Annotated in this window: 15 protein-coding genes; 8 read left to right on the plus strand and 7 right to left on the minus strand. The window is 57.6% G+C overall.

Features of this window, described 5'->3' with window-relative positions:
• The first annotated feature begins 2 nt into the window (after window positions 1–2).
• Window positions 3–1,004 carry a type I glyceraldehyde-3-phosphate dehydrogenase gene (locus tag J3456_RS06465; protein ID WP_349579414.1) on the plus strand — a complete coding sequence of 334 codons (1,002 nt, stop codon included), beginning with the start codon at window positions 3–5 and terminating at the stop codon, window positions 1,002–1,004.
• A 358-nt stretch (window positions 1,005–1,362) separates the two neighbouring features.
• On the opposite strand, the gene J3456_RS06470 is transcribed toward J3456_RS06465, so the two are convergent.
• Genes J3456_RS06470 through puuE form a run of 3 tightly spaced genes read right to left on the minus strand, consistent with a single transcriptional unit; the run spans window position 1,363 to window position 4,736 of the window.
• Complete coding sequence (locus tag J3456_RS06470) at window positions 1,363–2,787, minus strand: uracil-xanthine permease family protein (protein WP_349579415.1); 1,425 nt, start codon at window positions 2,785–2,787, stop codon at window positions 1,363–1,365.
• 57 nt (window positions 2,788–2,844) lie between these two features.
• Entirely contained in the window at window positions 2,845–3,327 is a 483-nt protein-coding gene (locus J3456_RS06475; RefSeq protein ID WP_349579417.1) for an ureidoglycolate lyase, read from the minus strand.
• Complete coding sequence (puuE, locus tag J3456_RS06480; RefSeq protein ID WP_349579418.1) at window positions 3,324–4,736, minus strand: allantoinase PuuE; 1,413 nt, start codon at window positions 4,734–4,736, stop codon at window positions 3,324–3,326. The genes J3456_RS06475 and puuE overlap by 4 nt, the downstream gene beginning before the upstream one ends.
• Before the next feature lie 150 nt (window positions 4,737–4,886).
• Between puuE and uraH the strand changes: the two genes are divergently transcribed.
• Window positions 4,887–5,240: a hydroxyisourate hydrolase gene (gene uraH, locus J3456_RS06485; RefSeq protein WP_067628535.1), complete on the plus strand. Its 354-nt coding sequence runs from the start codon at window positions 4,887–4,889 to the stop codon at window positions 5,238–5,240.
• Window positions 5,241–5,263: 23 nt separating this feature from the next.
• On the opposite strand, the gene J3456_RS06490 is transcribed toward uraH, so the two are convergent.
• Window positions 5,264–6,163, minus strand: a complete 900-nt coding sequence (locus tag J3456_RS06490; protein ID WP_349579420.1) for a LysR family transcriptional regulator — start codon at window positions 6,161–6,163, stop codon at window positions 5,264–5,266.
• A 100-nt stretch (window positions 6,164–6,263) separates the two neighbouring features.
• Here J3456_RS06490 and J3456_RS06495 point away from each other — a divergent pair, with 100 nt between their 5' ends.
• Window positions 6,264–7,496 (plus strand): urate hydroxylase PuuD, encoded by a 1,233-nt coding sequence (locus J3456_RS06495; RefSeq protein WP_349579421.1) that lies wholly within the window; start codon window positions 6,264–6,266, stop codon window positions 7,494–7,496.
• Window positions 7,497–7,641: 145 nt separating this feature from the next.
• Here the strand turns inward: J3456_RS06495 and J3456_RS06500 are convergent, their stop codons facing one another.
• On the minus strand, window positions 7,642–8,544 hold the full coding sequence (locus J3456_RS06500; protein ID WP_349579422.1) for a LysR family transcriptional regulator: 903 nt from the start codon (window positions 8,542–8,544) through the stop codon (window positions 7,642–7,644).
• Window positions 8,545–8,701: 157 nt separating this feature from the next.
• Here J3456_RS06500 and xdhA point away from each other — a divergent pair, with 157 nt between their 5' ends.
• From xdhA to guaD, 5 genes are read left to right on the plus strand one after another with little or no spacing between them, the layout of a single operon-like run.
• Window positions 8,702–10,165, plus strand: coding sequence for a xanthine dehydrogenase small subunit (xdhA, locus tag J3456_RS06505; RefSeq protein WP_349579423.1), 1,464 nt, complete (start codon window positions 8,702–8,704; stop codon window positions 10,163–10,165).
• Between the two features lie 17 nt (window positions 10,166–10,182).
• Window positions 10,183–12,501, plus strand: coding sequence for a xanthine dehydrogenase molybdopterin binding subunit (xdhB, locus tag J3456_RS06510; protein WP_349579424.1), 2,319 nt, complete (start codon window positions 10,183–10,185; stop codon window positions 12,499–12,501).
• 3 nt (window positions 12,502–12,504) lie between these two features.
• The gene (gene xdhC, locus J3456_RS06515; protein ID WP_349579425.1) at window positions 12,505–13,386 is read left to right on the plus strand and encodes a xanthine dehydrogenase accessory protein XdhC; all 882 of its coding nucleotides are present in this window, start codon (window positions 12,505–12,507) and stop codon (window positions 13,384–13,386) included.
• Window positions 13,387–13,427: 41 nt separating this feature from the next.
• Entirely contained in the window at window positions 13,428–15,029 is a 1,602-nt protein-coding gene (locus tag J3456_RS06520; RefSeq protein WP_349579426.1) for a xanthine/uracil/vitamin C permease, read from the plus strand.
• A gap of 59 nt (window positions 15,030–15,088) precedes the next feature.
• A complete protein-coding gene (guaD, locus tag J3456_RS06525; protein ID WP_349579427.1) occupies window positions 15,089–16,432 on the plus strand; it encodes a guanine deaminase in 1,344 nt (447 codons plus the stop codon).
• A gap of 160 nt (window positions 16,433–16,592) precedes the next feature.
• Here the strand turns inward: guaD and J3456_RS06530 are convergent, their stop codons facing one another.
• The gene (locus tag J3456_RS06530) at window positions 16,593–17,537 is read right to left on the minus strand and encodes an oligopeptide/dipeptide ABC transporter ATP-binding protein (protein WP_349579428.1); all 945 of its coding nucleotides are present in this window, start codon (window positions 17,535–17,537) and stop codon (window positions 16,593–16,595) included.
• Window positions 17,534–17,956, minus strand: a complete 423-nt coding sequence (locus J3456_RS06535; protein ID WP_349579429.1) for an oligopeptide/dipeptide ABC transporter ATP-binding protein — start codon at window positions 17,954–17,956, stop codon at window positions 17,534–17,536. The genes J3456_RS06530 and J3456_RS06535 overlap by 4 nt, the downstream gene beginning before the upstream one ends.
• Window positions 17,957–18,084 lie beyond the last annotated feature (128 nt).

Consider the following 18,084-nt stretch of genomic DNA (forward strand, 5'->3'; position numbering starts at 1 on the left):
ACGTGACCCGCCAGCTAAGTGTCTTTATCAACGGTTTTGGTCGCATCGGCAGGACTTTGCTGCGCCAGATTTTACAAAATGAAAGCCAGTCCGCCGTCAAAGTCGTTGGCATCAACGATATCGCGTCCCTCGAAACTTGCGCGTACCTGCTGCGCTACGACAGTGTTTTCGGTCCTTTACCTCTCCAAGTGGAAACGGGAGATCGCCAGATAACAATTGGCGGTCGCCCCATCCCATTTACCTGCGAACCGGACCTGCGGGCCTTGAATTTACGCGGTGTGGATGTTGTTTTGGAATGCACCGGAAGGGTCAGGGATAGAGACTTCGCAGAAGCAGGCATCGACGCTGGGGCGTCGAATATTCTGATTTCCGGCCCGTCCGAGGTCGCCGACCAGACGGTTGTCTTGGGCGCCAATGAACAAAAACTTGGCGATGCGCGGATCGTGTCCAATGCGTCCTGTACGACCAACGCGATCGCTCCCCTCCTCCGCACGATTGATCTAGGGCTTGGAATTTCCAGAGCACATGTCACGACCATTCATTGCTACACCGGGAGCCAACCGACTGTTGACCAGCCCGGTGCCAGTCTTGAAAGAAGCCGTGCTGCTGCTGTCTCAATGGTTCCGACAACAACCAGCGCGCTTAATCAGATCTTTAACGTATTGCCAGAATTACAAGGCCGGCTCAGTGTCAGCGCCGTCCGGGTTCCCTGCATCTCAGTTTCGGCAATCGATGCGACGCTGCAAATCTTGGAAAAGCCCGAAGGTTCTTTTGTCGAGTTCTTGCGCGAAGCCTTTGCAGGCTCAACCCTCATTGGTCTGACAGAAGACCCCTGTGTTTCGACCGATTTTCGGAGCCGCCCTGAATCTCTGGTAATCGCTCTTCCCGAAACGCAATCAATCGAACAGCGCCAGCTGCGCGTCTTTGGCTGGTACGACAACGAATGGGGCTTCTCTGCGCGCATGCTTGAAATGGCGGAACGCCTCGCGGCGAGAAGCCGGTGATCTGCTGGGCATGACGCACCTCTGAAAGGTTAAAGATATATTCCAGAAGAGGGCCGCGCTCTGTGAGCGATGTCTGAACCTTGGGTAAACCAGGCGCTGGCGAGCTGCACGCTGGCACAGGTGCAGCTCGCCTGCGGCCTTTGGACGTGGCATCGCCTAGTGTTCTGGAACCCCCATGTATCCTTTATCGGTTTGAGCCATCCCCTTTGACGCTGCTCTCCGCTGGGCTGGCCAAGTCCCGAGATGAACCCGGCGATCCCGGCACGTATTTCTTTCAACCCTAGCGCTTACCCGCGAAAAAATGCGGCGCAGAGACCTGCGCCGCATTTGCTTTTCCTATCTCACCGCGAAGGCGACATCAGACGCGGTCACTCTGCGCGAGTGATCCGCTCCCTTGTCCTGCCATACCGCCAGAGACTTCCTCGGTGGCTTCACCCGAAAGCTCTTCGGGCAGCACCAGATTAAGAACGATGGCGATGAGGGCCGCGGGCAGAATGCCCGAAGTCCCTAGGACTTTCAGCGTGCCCGGCAGATACTGTAGCGCATCCGGCTCAAGCTGCAGGCCCAGACCAAGCGACAGCGCGATGGCAAAAATGACCATGTTGCGACGGTTCCAGTTCACGTCGGACAGCATCGAGATACCAGCCGCGACCACCATGCCGAACATCACGATGACACCACCGCCCAGCACTTCGATCGGGATAGAAGAGATCACCGCACCGATTTTGGGAACAAGACCGCATAGGATCAGAAAAATCGCCCCGATTGTAACGACCATCCGGCTCATCACACCCGTCATGGCGATCAGACCTACGTTCTGACTGAACGACGTATTGGGCAGCGCGCCGAACATGCCCGAGATGGCCGTGCCGATCCCATCTGCATAGGTCGCCCCTTGGATTTCGCGGTCGCTCGCCTCGCGGCCCGCGCCCCCCTTGGTGATCCCGGAAACATCGCCAACAGTCTCGATGGCCGAGACGAAGGACATGGCGCAAAAGCCGATGACCGCGGCGGCCGAGAATTCAATGCCAAAGTGTAGCGGGTTCGGCAGCGCAAAGCTTGACGCTTGACCTACGTTGCCAAGATTGACCTGACCATGCGCAAAGGCGACGACATAGCCAACCAAAAGACCGATCAGAACGGCCGACACAGAAAGCATGCCGCGGGTAAAGAACTTCAGGCCAAGGGTCACCAAAATCACGGTACCTGCCATGAACCAGTTGAGCCCGGAGCCGTATTCTTCGGTGCCGATTGCAGGCACACCCCCTGCCGCATATTGAACACCGACCTTGACCAGAGCCAGGCCAATCATGGTCACGACCAAGCCAGTGACCAGCGGCGGCAGTGCAAAACGAAGTCTCCCGATGAATAGCCCCAGAAAAGCATGGAACAGGCCACCGGCGACGATACCCCCCATCAGGACCGCAATCGCGTCCACGCCCTTCCCGGCGACAAGCGGGATCATAATTGGAATAAAGGCAAACGATGTGCCCTGCACGATCGGCAAGCGCGCGCCAATCGGACCTACGCCGATCGACTGAAACAGCGTCGCGACCCCGGCAAAGAACATGGACATCTGTATCATGTAAATCATTTGCGGGAAGTCAGGGCTGTTTGAGCCAAAGCCGAAACCTGCAGCGCCGCACACGATGATCGCCGGAGTGACGTTCGATACGAACATCGCCAGCACGTGCTGAATCCCCAGCGGCACCGCTTTTGTGAGCGGCGGGGTGTAATTTGGATCGCGGAGTTGGTCCGGCGTTCCGATGGATGCATCAGACATTATAATTGTCCCTCCCTATGGATGCGTGAGCCGGCGCTTTTTTTGCCGAGTTATTTATTATCGCTCGATGATGAATGGCTCATCGAACCAATGTTCTTCCAGATTTGGCCCCTCGCTGACGCGGTCGACGACCATGAAAAGCCCCGGATCGGACAGCGGACACAAAACCCCGTGCCAGACGTTGCGCCCGATATTCACGCCCTGCCCCGGCCCAGCAATAAAGGCCCGTGGCGCAACCGGAGCACCGTCTTTATCTTCGGCTAGCACGACCAGATATTCGCCTTCCTGCATCGGCAGAAAAGCTTGGCTGCCCAAAGGGTGACGCTCCATCATGTCCATTTTGAAAGGCATGGAGAACGATGTGGATTGAAAGATGCTGACCCCTACGCGACCATCAACGTCGAGGGTCGCCCGATCATGAAAACGTCCGCAACGCCCTTGGTTTATCAACTTATCGGGGGTGTCTGATGCGTCGATCAGTTCTGCGAGCCCCGCAATGGCATCGGAATTAATTGTGGTTGCCGTCAAAACGTTGCTCATGATGCAAACCTCTCAATCAGGCGCAGTTCTGCAATTCGCTCAACCTGTCGGCAGGCTTCGGAGAATTCGGTATCGCGGTTATTTTTGATACGGCGGTGAAATGCTTCGAGAATGCTCGATTTGGTGTTGTCCTTCACGGCGATGATGAAAGGAAAGCCGTGCCGCTCAACGTATTCAGCGTTGAGGTTCTGGAAGGTCTCCCGCTCTTCGTCGGTCAGCAAATCCAGTCCGGCACCCGCCTGTTCGGCAGTGCTTTCCTTTGTGAGGCGCCCTGCTGCCGCTAGTTTTCCCGCTAAGTCGGGGTGGGCGGTCAGCACACCCAGCCGCTGTTCTTCGGATGCGTTACGGAACACACGCGCCAGTGCGTTGTGAATGCCAGCTGCATTGTCATGGGTCGCACCAAGCTCAAGATCAAAGGCACCCTCGGCAATCCAAGGGCTGTGTTCGAACATGCCACCAAATTCCGCGACAAAGGTTTCCCTGTCCATATCGGATGGCGCGGTCCCCTCGGCAGGCGGGTGCAGGCTTGCCCAGTGATCGGCGATCTGTTCCCGCGTGGCGAACCAGACCCCGTCGTGTTTCGCGAAATGCTCCAAGGCGCGTTTCAACGCCATTGCGCGCCCCGGACGCCCGATAAGACGACAGTGCAAACCGATCGAAAGCATCTTGGGCGCACCTTCGGCCCCCTCGGCATAGAGCATGTCAAAGCTATCCTTGAGATAGCTCTCAAACTGATCACCGTTCGTGTATCCCGCTTGAATCGCGAAACGCATGTCGTTGCAGTCCATCGTGTAAGGCACGATCAACTGGTTCTTACCGCCAGCCCGCACCCAGTAGGGCAAATCATCAGCATAGCTGTCGGCGATATAGGCGAAATCGCCCTCCTCGGCGGCAATGTCCACAGTGTTCATGGAGCAGCGTCCGGTGTACCAGCCGCGCGGGGCCTCCCCCACCACTTCGGTATGAAGACGGATTGCCTCGCGGATCTGGGCGCGCTCTTCCTGCGGCTCCATATCCTTGTGTTCGATCCATTTCAGACCATGGCTGGCAATCTCCCAGCCCGCCTCCTTCATCGCCTTGAGCTGCTGGGGCGCCCGCATAAGGGCGGTTGCTACACCATAAACAGTAATTGGCGTGTTTTTGAGCAGACTGTGAACACGCCAGAACCCGGCGCGGCTGCCGTATTCATAGATCGATTCCATGTTCCAATGGCGTTGACCCTGCCAGGGAGCGGCCCCGGTGATTTCCGAGAGGAACGCTTCAGACGCAGCATCACCGTGGAGAATATTGTTTTCCCCACCTTCTTCATAGTTCAGCACGATCTGAACGGCGATTTTTGCGCCATTCGGCCATTGCGCCGCTGGTACAGCGCCACCATAGCCGGTCATATCTCTTGGGTAACGTTTCACGCAAATATTCCTTTTCTTCTAAAACCCAACCTAAACAGGAAAAATGGGTCTGTTTTTCAAAAAAAATTTAAAGGAGCCTTCTGTTAGTGGAGATTTGTCACTTAAAGGCATTCAGCCTAGAAACAGACAGCGTTTCAGGAGAAGTTAAAAATGGCCGGCTATCTTACAACCCATGTCCTCGACACCGCCCTTGGGTGCCCCGCCGAAGGGCTGAAAATTGAATTGTTTCGCATCAGCGGTGTTGAACGGCATCTGTTGAAAACGCTTACGACGAACAACGACGGGCGCACTGACGAACAAATCCTGCCTGAAGCAGAGTTCGAAGTGGGCGAATATGAACTGGTGTTCCACGCAGGCCCCTATCTGGATGCAAGCGGCACCCCGCCTGAAGACCCCCGGTTTCTAGGCGTCATACCGATCCGCTTTGGGATGTCCGAGCAATCGCACTACCACGTGCCCTTGTTGCTTTCTCCTTTCGGATACTCAACATATCGCGGAAGCTGAGGCTTCGGCCCACTGATTGCTCGCTAGATTGTCGCGGCGATGCGATCAACCATGAACTCCATGAAAAGGCGCGTTTTCGGGTCCTGTCTACGGCGATGCGTAAATAGGCACGCCATCTGAATCGGCTCGGGAGGCGTCTTTTCAGCGACAGGCACCAAAGCGCCGGTCCGCAAGTGTTCTGCAATTTCGAAAACCGGCTTCATTGCGACGCCATGTCCGGCAAGTGCCCAATCGGTGAGCACGTCCCCGTCATCTGACTCATAGCGCCCCGAGACACGAAATCGCTTGGGGCCATCCGGTGTCGTGAGCCGCCATTGAAATTCGGTTGCCCCCGGAAAGCGAAGGCTCAGGCATTCATGCCCCTCCGCCAACAGCGCGCTTCCGCTCTCGGGCATGCCACGGCGCGCAATATAGTCCGGCGATGCGCAGAGCACCCGCTCCACGTCCGCGATTTTTCGGATGCGTAGATTGCTGTCCTCGGGCTGCCCCAGAAAGAATGCCAAATCCAGACCCTCTGTGGTCAAGTCCACTTTCCGGTCGGACAGACGCAACCTCACGCTGACTTCGGGATAGTTCTTCAAGAAACCGGGAACTTGCGGGGCGATCAACCTACGACCGACACCTAAAGGCGCCGCAACATAGAGCGATCCTTTCAGGTTCTCGGTGATGTTGACGATCTGCGCCTCGGCGCTTTCGACGGCTTCGAGTATTTCGGTCGCGCCGCGGTAGAACGACTTGCCCTGCTCGGTCGGGGAAAGACTGCGTGTCGTCCGTTGAAAAAGCCTTACGCCAAGCCGTTCTTCTAATTGTGAAATCCGTGATGACGTAACAGCTGGAGATATCCGCAAATCCCGCCCTGCGGCAGACATGCTGCCCAGTTCATAGACGCGCACAAAAGTGCGGATGTTATCGAAGTAGGACATTATTCTGTCTTTTTTGATGCTGCTTGGTCCTTTACGGCGATACCAGAACAAATCTGTCTCGCCTAGGGTGTTAGAAAATTCGAATCTAAGGAGACCAGCCATGTACGATTTGGCAATTCTGTGGGACTGGATCGCGTTCAGCGTCCGCTGGCTACATGTGATCACTGCAATGGCGTGGATCGGTGCATCGTTCTATTTTATCGCGCTCGATCTAATGCTTAAACCAAACGACGCCCTGCCCGACGGCGCCTACGGCGAAGAATGGGAAGTACATGGCGGGGGGTTCTATCACACAGTCAAATATCTGGTCGCGCCCGCCCGGATGCCAGAGCACCTGACATGGCACAAATGGCAAAGCTACAGCACTTGGTTGTCAGGGGCGGCGCTCTTGATGATCATCTACTGGGTCGGCGGTGAATTGTTTCTGCTAGACCCCACCAAAGCCGATATTTCGCTGTTTCAGGGCATCCTGATCTCCGGCGGTTCCCTAACGATTGGCTGGCTGCTCTATGATGCGATGTGCAAATCCAAATTGGCCGACCACCCCACAGTTTTGATGCTGCTTTTGTTCGTGATCCTTGTGATCATGTCATGGGGATACCACCAAATTTTCACCGGCAGGGCGGCGTTGCTGCATCTCGGTGCTTTCACGGCGACGATCATGACCGCCAATGTGTTTTTTCAGATCATGCCCAACCAACGGGTCGTCGTCGAAGACCTTAAGGCCGGTCGCACACCTGACGCGAAATACGGCAAGATCGCCAAGGTGCGCTCGACCCACAACAACTACCTTACGTTGCCGGTGGTGTTCTTGATGCTGTCGAACCATTACCCGCTGGCATTTGGAACAGAGTTCAGCTGGATCATTGCAAGCTTGATCTTTTTGACCGGTGTCACCATTCGCCACTACTTCAACACGATGCACAAAACCGGTTCCGGTCCGCATTGGACTTGGGCGGTGACCGTGTTGGTTATGATTTTGATCGCGTGGCTTTCCACCATCAGAACGGGCGAAACATGGGAGGACGCAGAAGCCCGAGATCTGACGGCATATGAGCAGGCCTATGCCTCCGCTGAGGGGTTCGAGAGCGCTTACGATACCGTCATCGGCAATTGCTCAATGTGCCATGCCCGAGAACCGGTCTGGGGCAATATGCAGTGGGCACCAAAGGGGGTCTACCTTGAGACCCCCGGCGACGTCGCGCGTCATGCGGACCAGATCTATCTCCAAGCGGGCGTAAGCCACGCCATGCCCCCGCCAAATGCTGTTCAAATGGACGAGGAAGCGCGACGCAATATTGTCGCTTGGGTGCGCGAAGTGCGTAGCCAGTAAGACTCTGCATTCCGCATATATTTTAAAGAATTAACGGCATCGACAGCGCGCTTTCACCACTCCAATTGCCAAAAAAACCTTTGGCGCGGCGGCAGGCGCCCGGCCATCCGTCACACCAGAATGCAACGCTGAACGGGCGTCGAACTCAGACGAAAAAGCGTTTGCTGTTTCGTGCGATGTGGTCAACGAACAGACGAACCTTTGGATCCTGAAGCTTTTTGTGGGGATACAGGCAGCCAAAAATGGTCGGCTTTGGCGGAGTGTGCGGCAGTACCTCGACAAGTCGTCCCGACTTGAGGTGTTCACGCACATCAAAGCGCGGCTTGTTGATGATTCCGCGCCCGGCCAGCGCCCAATCGGTCAGTACATCACCGTCATCAGCATCGAACCGACCGCGAACCTCCAGCTTACGGGGGCCCATATCGGTCTGAAGTGTCCAATAATACTCTGGCGATCTTGGATACCGCAGCAAAAGGCAGTTGTGCGCCTGATCGTGCAAATCGTCAGGCGTCATCGGCGTTCCGCAGCGCGCAAGATAATCCGGAGAGGCACATAAGACCCGATCGCAATCCGCGAACTTTCGCAGCTTCATCGTGGAATCACTCGGCTCCCCGATAAAGAAAGCGATATCAAGCCCGTCTGCCATGATGTCTACCCGTCGGTCGGACAGCCGCATCCTTATCTCAGTATCAGGATAGGTTTCAGAAAATTCCGGGACCAATGGTGCAACTATTCGACGCCCGACCCCAAGCGGTGCCGTGATCCGCAGGGCGCCTCGCGGAGCGTCGGAAAAGCTGGCGACCCGGGCCTCGGCGTTATCCAGCGCCTGCAAAATAGCATGGGCCTCATCGTAAAAAACGGTGCCGACCTCAGTCGGGGTTATCGAGCGGGTCGTCCTGTTAAACAGGCGCACGCCGAGATGTTTCTCTAGCTCTTTCAAACGCTTGCTGGCAACTGCAGGCGTCAGCCTCAGGTCCCGCCCGCCCGCGGTGATACTTCCCAAGTCCATCACGCGAACGAAGACGCGCAAGCTTTCGATATAAGACATACGGCGCGCCCCCTTCCACATGAACATGCCCAAGGTCCGGCAGATTTTCAACGTTCTGTTGAAAGTATTTAGCGTTTCCGGTGATTTTTTCGCCTAAACAACTGTGTCTATCGTAGCGGCGACGATCACAGCCAGACTGGCGATTGGGAGGCACCCCTTGGACTATCAACGCGACATTCGTTTCATTCTCAACGGCACAGACGTGACGTTGGACGACGTTTCAGCAAGTCAAACGCTTTTGGACTTTCTTCGGCTCGAACGCCGTCTGACCGGGTCAAAAGAAGGCTGCGCCGAAGGCGATTGCGGCGCCTGTACCGTACTGGTGGGCCGGCTTGGCAATGCCGGGCTGGTCTATGAGCCCATCAATGCCTGCATCCGGTTTCTGGCCTCGGTAAACGGTTGTCATGTGGTCACGGTCGAACATCTTTCCGGTCCGAAAGGTCGGCTGCACCCTGTTCAGGAAGCAATGATTGAACATCACGGGAGCCAATGTGGTTTCTGCACACCCGGATTTGTCATGTCGCTTTATGCGCTCTGGATGCAGACGCCCGAACCAACATCGCAAGAGGTTGAAACGGCCCTACAGGGGAACCTGTGCCGCTGCACCGGCTATGAGCCCATCATCAAGGCAGCGGTGGCCGTGTCGCGCTATGGCTCGCCATCATCGGATCTTCTGAATGCCGAACGCGCGCAGATAACAACGCGACTGCAAGCGCTTCAGCATGGCAAGCGCATCATCTCCGGCCCCGAAGACAACCTGAGCATCATCCCGGCTGACGTGGATGATCTGGCCGAATGCCTTTTGAGCTACCCGAACGCAACCATCGTGGCGGGGTCCACAGACGTCGGGCTATGGGTGACAAAATTCCTGCGTAAAATCGGGCCCGCGATTTTCACCGGCCATCTGAACGCATTGAAAACAGTTGAGCGTCAGGGAAGGCAGCTAGAAATCGGGGCCGGGGCCAGCTACACCGATTGTCAGGCCATTCTGTCAGAGCACCTGCCCCATCTTCTCCCCTACTGGAACCGTATCGCGGGATGGCAGGTGCGAAACATGGGCACGGTCGGGGGCAATATCGCCAACGGTTCTCCTATCGGTGATACCCCGCCCGTCCTGATCGCGCTTGGCGCAGAGATCACGCTCCGCCACGGCGCTGCCCGCCGAAACATGCCTCTTGAAAAGTTCTTTATAGACTATGGCAAGCAGGACCGCGCACCGGCGGAATTTGTCGAGAGCATTCAGGTTCCCCTGCCCGGCCCCGATGATTTGAACGCTGCCTATAAAATCTCCAAACGGCGCGACGAGGATATCTCGTCGGTGGCCGTTGGCATCCATATGACGGTAACCGGAAACGTCATCAGCAATGCCCGCATTGCCTTTGGCGGCATGGCCGCGACACCCAAACGTGCAACGGCGGCAGAAGCTGCACTGAATGGTCAGCGCTGGACGCGAGAGAACTTCGAGGCCGCCGCAGCAGCGCTGGCCGAGGATTTCGAACCGCTTACGGACTGGCGCGCCTCTGCGGCGTATCGAAAGCTCTCTGCTCAGAATCTTCTGCGCCGTTTTTATCTGGAACAGGATGCGCAAAGCGCCGCGCCCGTTCAACTGATCAACGCTTAAAGCAAGGAGACGCAAAAATGAAAGACAACGTTTCCATTACCGGCACCGCCCACAGCGACCGCATTCATGACAGCGCGTCAAAACACGTCACGGGCGCGGCAGATTACACCGACGACATTACGCTGCCCGAAGGCACGTTGCATGCCTATCTAGGTGTCTCGGATGTTGCCCATGCGACGCTTTTGGACATCGACTATACCGATGTTCTGGCAACTCCGGGCGTGATCGGCATCCTAACGGCCGAGGATGTGCCAGGCGTCAACGACCTAAGCCCCACGGGACTGAATGATGAGCCGGTTTTCCCCACTGATGTGATTCAATTTCACGGCCAACCCCTGTTTGCGGTGATCGCAGAGACACGGGACATTGCGCGCCACGCCGCAGAAAAAGCCAAGATCAACTGCGATGTTTTACCCCATGCACTTGATCCCATTCAGGCGCAACAGGCGGGATACCCACACGTCACCGCTCCGTTGAAACTCGAACGCGGCGATGTCGATGGGGCGCTGGAAACCGCCAAGCATCGGATCAAGGGCAGGATTGCTGTGGGCGGACAGGACCACATGTACCTTGAAGGGCATATCGCCTTGGCCATTCCCGGGGAAGACGATGATATCATCGTGCATTCCTCCACGCAGCACCCCTCCGAGGCGCAGCATATGGTGGCTCAAGTTCTCGGCGTGCCCTCGAATGCCGTAGTGGTGAACGTGCGCCGCATGGGCGGCGGGTTCGGCGGCAAGGAAAGCCAGATGAACCTGTTCTGCGCTGTTGCCGCAATGGCGGCGAAAAAGTGGAACCGCGCCGTGAATGTCCGCCCCGACCGGGACCAAGACATGACGGCTACGGGGAAACGCCACGATTTTGTAATCGACTATGATGTGTCTTTCGACGCGGCGGGACGAATCGAAGCGGTGAATGGCAGCTTTGCCGCGCGGTGCGGTTTTTCGTCTGACCTCTCGGGGCCCGTGACCGACCGCGCTCTCTTTCACGCCGATAACGCTTATTTTTACCCGAATGTGCGGCTTGAAAGCCATCCGATGAAGACCAACACAGTGTCCAACACGGCTTTTCGTGGCTTTGGCGGCCCGCAGGGGGTGGTGGCGGCAGAACGCATTATCGAAGAGATCGCCTATGCCACAGGCCAAGACCCACTGGACGTGCGCAAGGCGAACTTCTACGGCGGCGAAGGGCGAGACATCACGCCCTATCATCAGAAAGTCGAAGACAGCATTCTCGAACGGCTTGTCGAGGAGTTGGAAACCACCTCTGACTACCGCCAGCGCCGCAAAGACATCATGGCCTTCAATGAGACCTCGCCGGTGCTCAAAAAGGGGATTGCCCTGACCCCGGTCAAGTTCGGGATCTCGTTCACGGCGACGTGGTACAATCAGGCCGGCGCATTGGTGCATGTCTATAACGACGGCTCAATCCACCTGAACCACGGCGGCACAGAGATGGGTCAGGGGTTGAACACCAAGGTGGCACAGATCGTCGCCGAGGCGTTTCAGGTCGATTTTGAGCGGATCAAGATTACCAAGACCACCACTGAGAAAGTGCCGAACACGTCGGCAACCGCCGCCTCCAGCGGAACCGACCTGAACGGCATGGCCGCGCTCAACGCGGTGGAACAAATCAAAGCGCGGTTGGTCGAGTTCGCGACGAAAACTTGGGGTGTTACCGCAGAAGAGGTAAGTTTCCACGCCAATCATGTCTTTATTGGCAAAGACATCCTGACATTTGCGGCCTTCATCAAGCAGGCCTATCTTGCCCGCGTGCAGCTTTCGGCGACCGGTTTCTACAAGACGCCGAAAATTCACTGGGACCGCGCCAAAGGCCAAGGGCGTCCGTTCTATTACTATGCTTACGGCGCAGCATGCTCTGAAGTGACAATCGACACATTGACGGGCGAGTACCGTATCGAGCGTACCGACATCCTGCATGATGTGGGCCGTTCCCTCAATCCGGCGCTCGACAAAGGCCAGGTCGAAGGCGCGTTCATCCAAGGTATGGGCTGGCTCACAACCGAAGAGTTATGGTGGGACGATGCCGGACGACTGCGGACCCATGCGCCCTCTACATACAAAATTCCCCTCGCTTCCGACCGCCCACGCATATTCAACGTGAACCTAGCCGACTGGTCGGAGAACCGCGAACTGACCGTGAAGCGCTCCAAGGCGGTAGGAGAGCCGCCCTTCATGCTTGGCATTTCGGTGTTCGAAGCGCTGTCGATGGCCGTTGCTTCGGTGGCCAACTACCGCGCGTGCCCGCGTCTTGATGCGCCGGCCACACCGGAACGGGTGTTGCTGGCTGTGACACGGTTGCAGGCCGAGGGGTGAACCATGTCGAATAGCGCCGTTTCTTTGGATGAATTTCTTGCGGCACATGCATCGGTCATTCGCGTCGCACTGACCCGCGTGCGCGGCTCCTCTCCCCGGAACGAGGGAACTGAGATGTTTGCCTCTGCCCAAGGGCTTTGGGGAACGATAGGCGGTGGCCAGCTGGAATTTCTGGCCATCCAAACAGCGCGGGACATGCTGCAGAGCGGAGATTTGGTGCGCGAGTTGGACGTGCCGCTTGGCCCCGAGATCGGCCAATGCTGCGGGGGGAGGGTCGAAATCCGCCTGACACGGATGCGGTCATCAGACAAGCGCGTCGCAGTGGACCGGGCTCGCGAGACAAAAGCCGCCCTGCCTCATGTCTATGTCATGGGGGCCGGTCATGTCGGGCGGGCCTTGGCCGACCTGTTTCAACATTTGCCCGTCAGATGCACCCTGATTGACACCCGAACCGAGGAGATCGCCCTCAATACAGCAGCGGTAGAGACCCGTATCAGCGTGCTGCCAGAGGCCGATATCTGGAGCGCGCCAGCAGGCAGTGCCTTTATCGTTCTGACCCATGACCATGCGTTAGACTTTCTGCTGACCTCCGCCGCGTTGGAGCGTGGTGATGCCCTGTACGTCGGTTTGATCGGCTCGGCGACCAAGCGCGCAAAATTTAAAAACTGGGCGCGCATGCACTGCGACGGCCAAACGATCGAAGATTTGAATTGCCCTATTGGGGCATGCGGTAGCCGCGACAAGCGGCCCAGCGTCATCGCAGCCTTCGTGGTTGCCGAGGTGATCGCTGAATTGACCACTGAAACTGCCGCAACCGCCCCGATCGGGGCAATAGAAGCGCCCCACGGGCGCGCATATCTGGGCCGAACGGGGAGACTGGCCTGATTGGCCAGAGGCGTTCCGCCCTATCAGTGGAGGAGACCGTCATGGACGGGAGGACTTATAACTACAAGCTGTTTGCACGCAGCGATTTTAACGCTTTTTGGGCGTTATTTACCGACAACCTTGTGAACTTGCTGATCCTCACTGGCGTTTGCCAGTTCGTGTTTCAGATGCAGCCCGAGATCGTTTTTGGCCGCATCGTACCCGGCGCGGCCATCGCCATTCTGGCCGGTGTTGCAGTCTATACCTATATGGCCAAATGGGCAGCCAACAAACAGGGCAAAGACGTGACCGCCCTGCCCTACGGCATCTCGACACCCGTGATGTTCGTCTATCTGTTCGGGGTCATCGGGCCAATCTACTGGGCCACGAACGACCCGTTGCTGGCATGGCAGGTCGGCATCGGGGCGGGCTTCATGGGCGGTGTCGTCGCCGCACTTGGGGCTATCGTCGGGCCCTGGTTGAAAGAGATCACGCCGCGCGCGGGCATGCTCGGCACCCTATGCGGCATTGCGCTTGTGTTTATCGGCTCGGTGCCCTTGGCGCAGATTTTCGAAAGCCCGATCATCGCCTTCACCTCGTTGTTGTTCATCCTATGGGGGCTGATCGGACGGTTTCGCCTTCCGGGCAACTTGCCTGCCGGTCTGGTGGCAATCGCTGCGGGTACAGTGATCGCCATTGTCTTGGGGAAGTCCAAAGTTGACGTGAGCGGAATCGGGTTCTACCCGCCGGTTCCCTACATCGGCGATCTACTTGCCGGCATTCAGTACCTGTTCGCGAACCCTGAACTGTTCCTCGTGCTGATCCCGGTGCAGATCTACAACTTCATCGAAACCATGAATAACGTGGAATCCGCGGAAGCGGCAGGCGACCACTATCCGGTCGGTCTGTGTCAGGTCACTGATGGGGCGGGCACGATGCTGGGCGCCCTCTTTGGATCGCCCTTTCCGACGACTGTCTACATCGGCCATCCCGCCTATAAACGGCTTGACGCACATGCGGGCTATATCATTGGTGTTGCTGTCGTGATCGCCGCTGCCGCATTTGTCGGGCTCTTGTCGTTCCTTGGGGGTCTGATCCCGGTTGCCGCGGCCGCGCCGGTCTTGGTCTTCGTATCCGTCAGCCTGATCACCAATACGGCATGGGCGGTAGAGCCGATGCATATGGCCGCCGTATCCTTCGCCATCCTGCCGCATATCTCGGCTTTCTTGGTGACCAAGTGGGGTTCGTTGATGAATGCCCTGCGCAGTTCCGGCGTTGAGGGTCTGCCATCTTTAGGTGACGAAGCGCTCACCGCCGCGCTTTTGATGGAAGGCGCGCATTACGAAGGCCATCTGGCGCTTAGTCAGGGGGCAATTATCACCGGACTTATCTGGGGTGCGATCGTCGCTGACATCATTGACGGCCGCTTCAAAATGGCAGGCGGTTTTGCAATCGCCGCGTCTTTGATGTCGTCGGTCGGGATCATTCATTCCTACAAGCTGCAACTGCCGCAGCTGGACCCGATCACCATAGGCTACCTGATCATCGGCGCCTTCATGTACCTATATCCGCTGGTCGCACCGAAAGAGGACCTAGAGCACCGCATTGTCGTGCCCGATGAGCCAGACTTCATGGACGAAGATATGCCCGCCCATCAGGCGTAACCAAACGATGGGCGGCTGGTCGCCGCCCCTCTAAACTCTTCCCTAGATTTGAGAACCCTATGACCCAAAAACTGCTTCGCGGTCGCCTGTTGACCTTTCACCGCGCGCCGCAAGATGGCTCTGATACCCAAGCCTACACCTACCTTGAAGATGCCGGTTTGTTGATCAGCGATGGCATCATTCAAGACGGTGGTCCCTTCGACAGTATATTGGCCAGAGCCCCCGATGCGCCGATCACGGATCACCGCCCCCATTTGATGATGGCAGGTTTCATCGACACCCATATTCACTTTCCGCAAGTGCAGGTAATCGCCTCATGGGGTTCGCAACTGCTGGATTGGCTCAACAATTACACTTTCCCGGAAGAAACGCGCTTTGCCTGCGAAGACCACAGTCACCGCATGGCACAGGCGTTCTTTGATCAGTTGGTTGCGCATGGCACGACCAGCGCCGCCGCATATTGTTCGGTTCACAAGACCTCGGGTGATGCTTTTTTCTCAGAAGCGACGCGGCGCAATATGCGGATGCTGGGCGGTAAGGTCTTGATGGACCGCAATGCGCCAGCCGATCTTCTCGACACGCCGCAGAAAGGGTATGACGACACAAAAGCGCTGATCTCCGAATGGCACGGCAAAGGCCGGAACGGCTATGTCATAACGCCCCGGTTCGGCATCACGTCATCGCCAGAGCAGATGGAAACGGCGATGGCGCTCGGTGCGGAGCATTCTGATTGCCACATCCAGACGCATTTGGCCGAAAACAAAGATGAAATCGCCTTTACCAGAGAGCTTTATCCGCAGGCGCGTGATTATTTGGATGTGTACCAGTCCTACGGCCTGTTGCGGGACAACACATTGTTAGGGCACGCCATTCATCTCGAACCTAGAGAGGTTGACGCGCTGGCGGAAACCGGCGCGCATCCCGTGTTCTGCCCCACCTCGAACCTTTTTCTCGGTAGCGGTCTGTTTGATCATCGCAACCTAACTGCGCATGGCGTTCAAAGCGGGATTGCGACAGACGTAGGCGCAGGCACAAGTTATTCGATGCTCCAAACTCTGAAGGAGGGCTATAAAGTTCTGCAGCTACAGGGGCAATCTATGCACCCGCTCCAAGCTTTCGATTGGGCGACACGAGGCAACGCCAATGTTCTGGGTCTGGAGGACAAAATCGGTACGTTGGCATCGGGAACAGAGGCAGACATTGTGATTTTAAACTCATCCGCCACAAGCGCGATGGCCCTGCGCATGGAGCGCGCCGAGAGCCTCGCGGAGGAGTTGTTCGTGCTGCAAATCATGGGGGATGACCGCGCTGTCGAAGAAGTCTACGTAAGTGGTGTTGCTCAAAAAGCTAGCCAAGATCGGCCTGCAGGGGTGGTCCGCTTCAGTGGGGGGATTACCACCTAGCGCCTCGCGCAGGTTCTGCCGATTGATCGCGATTTACCGCAGCCTGCCCTTATGTTTGGCGAAGGGCTCTGGGCTGCGGGTCTCGTTCCTGCACGTAAAGCAAAACAGCGCGTTGCCGAAATGCTCACCGGCGTGGTTCAGCGATAGAAGGAACACGACGTCATGCCGCCCGCTCGCACCTGACATGGGTGTCGCGCAACTCCCGGAGTTCTTGCGGGCCTTTGACACAGCTTTCCCGCACATCCGGACAGCGCGGCGCGAAAAGGCACCCGCGACGTGCGGCAAACGGGTCCGCCGCCGCCGCGCCCAGCTTTTGTTCCGGCAGCCCTACCTGTGGGTCCGGTAACAAGGTCGCGGCAAGAAGGGCACGTGTATAGGGATGGCAGGGATTTTCGAAAAGTGTATCGGTTCCAGCTTCTTCAATCTTCTGCCCAAGGTACATAACAGCCACGTGGTCGGCCAAATGCTCGACCACGGCCAGATTGTGGCTGACGAAAACCATCGTGAGGCCAAGCTCTTTCTTGAGCGAAAGCAGCAGATTGATGATCTGCGCCTGTACCGAGACATCGAGTGCCGAGGTCGGCTCGTCACAGATCAGCACACGCGGGCCGAGGATGAGCGCGCGGGCGATGGCGACACGCTGCCTTTGCCCGCCCGAAAGCTCGCCGGGATAGGCGTCTGCCAATCGCGCGGGCAGCCCCACCAGATCGAGCATTCGCTTGACCTCGGCGTCGACATCTGTGCCGCCGTGCAGGCGCAGCGGCTGGCCGACGAGGGTCTGAATGCGCTTGACCGGGTTGAGCGAGGCATTGGGGTTCTGAAACACCGGTTGGATCAGCCGCACCCGGTCGGCCACCGGCATGGCGCCGATCTTCTGGCCCGCGATCTCGACCTCGCCTTGGTCGGGCTGCAACAAGCCCAGCATAATGCTGACCGCCGTGCTTTTGCCGCAACCGGATTCGCCAACGAGCCCAAGCGTTTCACCCTCGGACACCTCAAGCGACAGGTCGTTGACCGCCACCAGCTCCTCGGTCGGAGCGAACATGCCGCGGCGCAGACGGTAGGCTTTGCGGATGTTGGTCATTCGGATCCTGGGGAGCGTCATGCTGCCACCTCCGCTGCCTTGACACATTCAACGAAATGACCGGGACCGGTGTCGACGCGCGGCACCGGGTCATTGATGCAGCCCGGTCCCGCAAGGGCGCAGCGGTCGCGAAAGGCGCAGCCCCGCATCGTGCCGATCAGCCCCGGCACGCGGCCCGGAATGGCGGGCAATTCGCTCCCGCGCGGGGTGACGCCCGGCACCGGGATCGCAGCAAGTAGGCCTTGGGTATAGGGATGGCGCGGCGCGGCAAAGAGGTCAGCGGCGGGCGCGCGTTCGGCGATGCGTCCGGCGTACATCACCGCGACATCGTCAGCGATGGCCGCGACCACGCCCAGATCATGCGTGATCAGCATAAGCGACAGGCCAAGATCGCTTTGCAGCTCACCCAGAAGCGCCAAGATTTGGGCTTGAATGGTCACCTGTTGATTGTCACTGAGAACTGACCCGGTATTTTCACCGAGATTTGACCCACCCTCAGTTATGCGTCGTGGTTTATGACGCGGTCAATGTTTTGGCCTCCTTTCGTGTTTTCTTTGCAGCCTCAGCG

The sequence above is a fragment of the Sulfitobacter sp. NFXS29 genome, from assembly GCF_040148765.1.
Taxonomy (GTDB): Bacteria; Pseudomonadota; Alphaproteobacteria; order Rhodobacterales; family Rhodobacteraceae; genus Sulfitobacter.